Here is a 6,935-nt window from a genome sequence, read left to right on the forward strand (position 1 = left end):
TTTCATGGTCACAGTCATGCGAGGGCCTGTCCAGCCACCGGAGGGCCCGTACGGTGGCTGGACTGATCCTTGATGCGGGGTGGAGTGAGTTCGAGGCCGGTTCCGGCTAGGAATGCCGGGTGGAGTACGGGGCGGCGTTATGCAAGGCGTAGGGGCATCCCTCCACGCCCGACGGTGCCCCGCAAGTGGCGCCGGACGTAGGCCGGGCGGGAATCCCCCGCTTGCAGGACTCCGTTGGGAAAGGGAGAAACTACCGGCCGGGAAGATCGCCTCGGGGCGTGAAACTGCAGGTCGATTGATCCACTTCCGGTCGGCAGTCGAGCTTCGCTGCCCGCCTTGCCCTTTTGCCAACGGAGTCTTGCAGACGGAGGATTCTTTACAGTTCCGTGTCGTCCCACAGATCCAGCAGAGCGTCCGCAGACGCCACTGCCGCGTCGTCCTTCTCGCCGATGGCTTGTTCTGTCCAGATGGTTTTGCCTCGGTCCATGTAGCGGGTGCCCCAGCGTCGTGAGAATTGGGCGACGAGGTAGAGGCCGCGTCCTCCTTCGTCGGTGAGGGTGGCGCGGCGTAGGTGGGGTGCGGTGCTGCTGGCGTCGGTGACTTCGCAGATGAGGGCTTCTTGGTCGCGCAGCAGTCTGAGCCTGACCGGGGCGCAGCCGTAGCGGATGGCGTTGGTGACCAGCTCGCTGACGATGAGTTCGGTGGCGAAGGAGATGTCTTCAAGGCCCCAGGTTTCCAGGGTGTGGGTTACTTCGGCGCGGATGTTGGGGACGGCGGCGGGGTCGCTGGGGATGTCCCAGTCTTTGACCTGTTGTGGGTTTAGGCGGTGGGTGTGGGCGATGAGCAGGGCTACGTCGTCGGCGGGTCGGGTGGGGAGCATGGCGTCGATGACTGCTTGGCAGGTGTCTTGGGGGGTGTTGTGGGGGGAGGTGGCGGTGAGGGTTTGCCGTAGTAGGTCGAGGCGGGTGTCTAGGTCGTGGTGGCGGTCTTCGACGAGGCCGTCGGTGTAGAGGACCAGGCGGGTGCCCTCGGGGAGGTGGAGTTCGGCGGTTTCCACGGGTATGGCGCCGCCGACGCCGAGGGGCGGGGAGACGGGGATGTCGGGAAAGGTCACGGTGGCGTTGGTGGATACGAGAGCCGGCCCCGGGTGGCCTGCCGTGGCTATCTGGCAGGTGCCGGAGATGGGGTCGTAGATGGCGTACAGGCAGGTGGCGCCCGTCATGGCGGTGGATGTGCCGTCGGTGGCTGCGTCCTGGTCGGCGCGGGCGACGAGATCGTCGAGCAGTTGCACGATTTCGTCGGGTGGCAGGTCGAGCGCGGAGAAGTTGTGCACCGCGGTGCGCAGGCGTCCCATGGTGGCGGCGGCGTGCAGACCGTGGCCGACGACGTCGCCGACGACCAGGCCCACGCGCGCACCGGGCAGCGGGATGACATCGAACCAGTCCCCGCCCACGCCGGCTTGGGCGGGCAGGTAACGGTGTCCCACGTCCAGGGCGGACTGTTCGGGCAGTTTCCCGGGCAGCAGACTGCGCTGGAGAGCGACCGCTGTCGTGTGTTCCCGGGTATAGCGTCGTGCGTTGTCGATGCATACGGCCGCCCGGGCGGCCAGTTCCTCGGCGGACGCCAGGTCATCGGGATCGAAGGCTCCTTGCTCGGCGCGCCAGAACTCGGCCATGCCCAGTACCACGCCGCGGGCCTGCAGTGGGACCGAGAGCAGGGAGTGGATTCCGTAGTCCAGTACTTTCTGGGAACGTTCGAGGTCCTGGGAGCGCCAGCCCCCGGAGGCGGCGAGGTCGGGCACGAGCACCCCCTGGCCGCTGGCCACGGTGGAGGCCACGGGGTTGTCGGCGACGAACCGGATCAGTCGTCCCACCGGGTAGAGCGGGGGGTCGTCATGGACGCCGGCGGCAGCGATCCTGCGCATCTCGGTGCTTGCCGCATCCGGCTCTCCGCCGTTGAGGACCGGTTCCAGCAGCTCGACGGTGACGAAGTCGGCGAACTGCGGCACGGCCACCTCGGACAGTTCCTGGGCGGTGCGGGTGATGTCGAGTGTGGTGCCTATCCTGACGCTGGCCTGGTAGAGAAGTTGCAGGCGTCCCCGCGCCAGGTCGGCCCGGTCGGCGAGGGCGCGCAGTTCGGTGGTGTCCCGCAGCGTGGCCACGCTGCCCTGCGTTCCGCCCTGGAGGCTCACCGGCCGCAGGTTGACGGCCAGCAGGCGATTGCCGGCCGCATGCACCTCGTCGGAGGCCGTGCGCCCCGACACCAGCAGCGCAGCCATCGTCGGGCTCAGCGCGATATCGCTGACGCGGCGCCGCTCGACGTCCGGGGGCAGGTCCAGCAGCCACCGCGCCTCGTCGTTGGCGAGCAGCAGCCGTCCGTCCCTGTCAACGATCAGGATGCCTTCGCGTACCGCGTGCAGCACCGCGTCATGGTGTTCGTACATGCGCGTCATCTCCGCCGCGCCCAGTCCGTGGGTCTGGCGCCGCAGCCGCCCGCTCACCAGGGCGGATCCCCCCGCAGCCAGCAGGAGGGCAGCGCCGGCCGAACCGAAAAGCACCGGCATCTGGTGATTGACCGTGCTGCTCACCCGCTTCACCGTGACCCCGACGGTGACCAGGCCGACCACGGAACCCTTGTCGTTGAAGACGGCGACCGTGGAATCGACGGCCCGGCCCAGGCTGCTGTCGAAGGTCGTCTGGTAGGGCTCACCGTTCAGCGCCTGCTGGTAGGAACTGCTCACGTGCTTCCCGATCAACCGTGGGTCCGGGTGGGTCCACCGGAAGCCGTAGGGGCTCAGCACGACGATGTAGTCCACCCCGGATCGCTTGCGGGCCTTCTCCGTGCGCGGCTGCAGCACCGCGGTGGGGTCGGGGCTGGTCATTGCCTCGACGATGCCGGGGGAGTTGGCGAATGCCTCGGCGACAGCGAGTGAGCGATCACGTGCGTCAGCCGTCGCCTGGCGGCGGTCCTGCTGCACCAGCGCCGTCACGGCCACCGCGACGAGCAGCAGCACGAGCGCCAACTGCAGCAGGAAGACCTGGCCCGCCACGGTCCGCGGATTCAGCAAAGCGTGGAGCCGCCGCATTGCTTTGGGAAATGACCCACGAATGTCCATATGTGCATTATGTGCGGCATGGGGTCCCTCACGGTCAATGCCTGAACGGGCCCGGGCGCTCGGTGAACTGGCGGGGGCCTGCCCCCCTTACGCCCGGTGCCGACCACATCGCGGTCCGCGTCTGCATACCGGCGAGGGCAAAAGGGGGCATGGCGGGGATGACCTGCGCTGGGTGAGGGGTGGACCGGGATGGTTGGAAAAGGCGTGTATGGCGGGGCGGGCGTCGGCGGGGGATTGGCTCCGCCCGATGGCCGCCTTCTGCCGTTCGGGGCCCGCCGGGGCAGCACCTGAGCGGCATTGACCTCAATTGACGTCATCGGAGTGGGGGCGCGGGGCGCCCGCTGACGTCCTGGGGTTGTTGTCACGTCGCGGGTGAGGCTGAGCCCGGTGCCGGCACGACAGCCGTCGATGAGGTCGGGGCGGCGCTGAAGGGGGGCGAAGTCCCCGGCGAAGGGCGCGTGCGGGGGGTCGTCGCCGGCGAAGGGCGGTGTGGGTTCGAAAAGGGGGGGGCGCCGTAGTAGTGGCCGGCCACACGCTGCTGGGTTCAAGTCGGGTGCCTGTAAGGGAAGTGGGACGATGGTGAGCCGGTCGTGGTCGTCGGCTGGAGTACTAGGGGTGCGTCATCCATCGGACGTGTATGTTTCCGACGTCGGCTCCGTTTGCGGCCAGTAGGTTTATTGCGTCAAGCGTCGCGTCCTCTTTGCGGTCCCGGCCGAGTTGGATAAATGCCTGTCTCTTTGCGCCGGAGCCGTCTATGTAGTCAAGGCACCAGGCACCCGCAGTGGCCGAGTAGTGCATGCAGGGCGTGCTGGGTGTGGGGTCCGGCTGGCTGCCCCCGGGACTGTAGACGATCAGTTCCATGGACGGTAAGTGTGGCGCCAGCCGGGAGCGGCGGCCACCGGGAACGGCCTGGCCTCGCTGTGGGGAGAAGCGGGGGGTGGGAGGTGTCCGCGGGAAGGCCGGACCACGTGAGGCCCTGGATCGTTCGGCGCGCATCGCGAGGATCGGGGTCCGCTACCGGCCAGGAACCGGTAGCCGGCGAGGCCCGCAGTGCCGGATCCGGCATGGCCGGCCGGGCCGCGTGGCAGGGTCTGCCGGGACAGCCACGGACGGGTGGAGCGCGTCCGGCAGGAAGCGCGGCAGAATCACCAAGGCCGGCTGTGGCTCATCACGTCAACGCCTGCGAAGACAGAGCCTGCCGCCGGTCCAGTACGCGACCCAGTCGCCCAGGCCCGGCCGAAAGCAGTGCGCCGGGGGTTTCGGGGTGGGTGCAGGTGTGGCCGGCTGCTCGGTGCGGCCGTACAGGGCGGACCGGTAGACCTGGGACGACCTCAGGTTCTGCCGGCAACTCCAGACTCCGTGCGGGCAGTAGTCGGTCAGCGTGTTGTAGACGGGCTTGTGTTCGTCGATCCAGGCGAGCATGCGCCGCATGTATGCGGCGTTGTCACCGTTGCGGAAGAGGCCCCATTCCGGATAAGAGATGGGCTTGCCGTGGGCTTTCGCGAAATCCACCTGCTGCTGGAGGCCGTAGGGCTCCGTCACCTGTTCGTCGAACGGTAGTCCCGTCGGCTGGTCGTACGCATCCATGCCGATGATGTCGACGGTGTCGTCACCTGGATAGCATTGGGTCCACGCAATGGCGTCCCGGCCCCGGCTCGGCGCGAAGTCGAACCGGAACCTCTGGCCCGGCACCGCGCGCATGAGGGTAACGATCCGCTTCCAGTACGCCTTCCAGGCCTGCGGATCGGGTCCGCAGCGATGCGTGTATGTGGTGCCGTTCATCTCCCAGCCGAGCACGAGGACCGTGTCCGGCACCTTCAGATGCACCAGCCGTTCGGCCAGGACGCGGAAGTACTGGTCGAAGCGTCCGGCCACACCCTGGTGCAGCAGCGTTCGGACCTCGGCATCGGAGACGTGGTCCTCATTGTGCTCCTGCATCGGTACGTTGAGCACGAGCATCCGGTCGGCCTTCATGCGCCGCCAGTGCGCCCACACATGCAGGAAGCCGGGGGGGCCCGCGATGTCGCGCCAGTGGTTGCCGGGGAGATAGGTGTGCGCGACCTTCAGCTCGGTGCCGCCCAGCCATCGGCTGAGCTGGGCCATGCGGGCCACACCAAGGGGCCCGGAGTCGAGGAACGCGCCGAACGGCACAGGGCCATTCCCCGAAGAGGGCCCTGCCGCATTCAAGGGTGCAGAAGGCGTCGGTGTGGCCGGTGCCGGGGCGGCCCGGGACGCCGGTGCCGCAGCCGCCGTCGGAAAGGTGTGCGCGGGAGCCGGCTCGGCGGCGGTTGTCTTCGCGCCCGCGGCGGATCCGGGACCGACGGCCAGCGCCGTCGACGTGCCGACCACTGCAACGACCATGGCCAGTCGCCCGGACCGGGTATTGCCCCGCTGTGCCGTCATGCCCGCTCCGCTCTACTCGCATGTCGAGTTCCCGGATCCTTCCGGTCACTGACACTCAGTCATATCGGTATGAATTCCGCCAATTCGGTACCTGCTTTCGGGTCCCCTCGCCCGCGCGGGAGTGAACGACCGCCAAGACCTCGTCACACGATCTTGCCGAGTTGCCCTGATCGGGCGTGACCGGTCTGGTCCGGCCGCCTTTGATGGGGTGAGCACGCGGCCGTGGGCCGCGAACGACGACGGCGGGGCTGATCGGGCCGCCGCTGCCGCCCCGGCCGGAGCCGGCCGCCGGTAACGGACCGGCGCGGTCTGCGGGGAACCCGCTATGTCCTGTGCAACGACAAGGCCTGGCAACTCCTGCCGCTGGAGCTGAGGTTCGGCTCCGGGCAGACCTGCTGGCGGCGCATGGAGCGGCGGCTGAGGCCGGCGTCTTCGACCAGGTGCACCGCGCCCTGCCCGCCGAGCCGAACGCGGCCCGCGCACTCGACGGGGCACGGGCCTGCGGGCAGGGGGTGCGGCTCGTCCTCGGTCTTCCTGCCGCGATATTGCATGCCGTGCGGTTCAGGGGAGTGCTCATCGAACACTCCTCGTGATCTGGAGGGCCGGCCGGCGCAGGGCCGAGGCCTTTCAGGCGCGCGGGCGACGCAGCGGGGGCGTTCTTCCACTGGTCGGTTCGCCGGTGAGGCGCACGTCCCCCTCACCGGGACCGGCTCCCGATCGCGCCGATGAACTCGGCGCAAAGGCCAGCGAGCTGCTTCAGAGCGGTCAGCGACGGGTGATGGCTGTGGGGGCGTAACAGGCGAGGCCTCGGACTGTCTGAGCGCGCTGGCCTGCTTCGATGCGCTGTTTGTCGGATCCCCCTCCGTGAGCAGGGGTGTTGGGGGGCGGCTGACTGCAGGGGAGGTGGCGCGTGGCGACGCGCAAGGGGATCGGCCGGAGCCGTCTTGCTTCACGGTAGTGCCCGTGGGGGGGCCGGTAGAGCGGTCATCCCCGGCCGGCGGGCGGCACCTGGCAGGCGCTGCCGTCGAAGGTGCAGGCTGCCCAGGACACAGCGGGCCGGATCAAGGCGCGCGGCCGGCGCCGGAAAGCACCGCCTGCCGCAGTTCCCCAGAGGGGGGTCTGCCCACGGCATCGGCCGACACCTGGCCACCGAAGCGTTCGAGACAACCCCGCAGGGATACGGGCGGCTGCTGGCATGGCTCCGGTCGCACGGCGACGTCCTCGCGGTCGGCATCGAGGGAACAGGTGCCTACGGGGCGGAGATGGCCCGTTTCCTCACCGCGCACGACGTCACCGTGGCCAGGCCCGGCCGGCTTGTGGACCTGACGCCGGGGATGGGCCGCGCGGGCGACCGGGCGGTCCGCTGGCCTGCGTGTTCGGCCGATTCGGTGGAAAGATGCGGATCCGTCGGGCCTGT

At 69.1% G+C, this 6,935-nt stretch carries 2 protein-coding genes; both read right to left on the bottom strand.

Translation table 11 applies throughout. The features are described 5' to 3' along the window. Positions 1-376 precede the first annotated feature (376 nt). The gene (locus tag ACGFYN_RS43440) at positions 377-3,085 is read right to left on the bottom strand and encodes a SpoIIE family protein phosphatase (RefSeq protein WP_393871537.1); all 2,709 of its coding nucleotides are present in this window, start codon (positions 3,083-3,085) and stop codon (positions 377-379) included. Between the two features lie 1,203 nt (positions 3,086-4,288). Continuing rightward, the gene (locus ACGFYN_RS43445) at positions 4,289-5,518 is read right to left on the bottom strand and encodes a glycoside hydrolase family 26 protein (protein WP_393871532.1); all 1,230 of its coding nucleotides are present in this window, start codon (positions 5,516-5,518) and stop codon (positions 4,289-4,291) included. Between the last annotated feature and the right edge of the window lie 1,417 nt (positions 5,519-6,935).

The organism is Streptomyces sp. NPDC048419, from assembly GCF_043200415.1.
Lineage (GTDB): Bacteria > Actinomycetota > Actinomycetes > Streptomycetales > Streptomycetaceae > Streptomyces.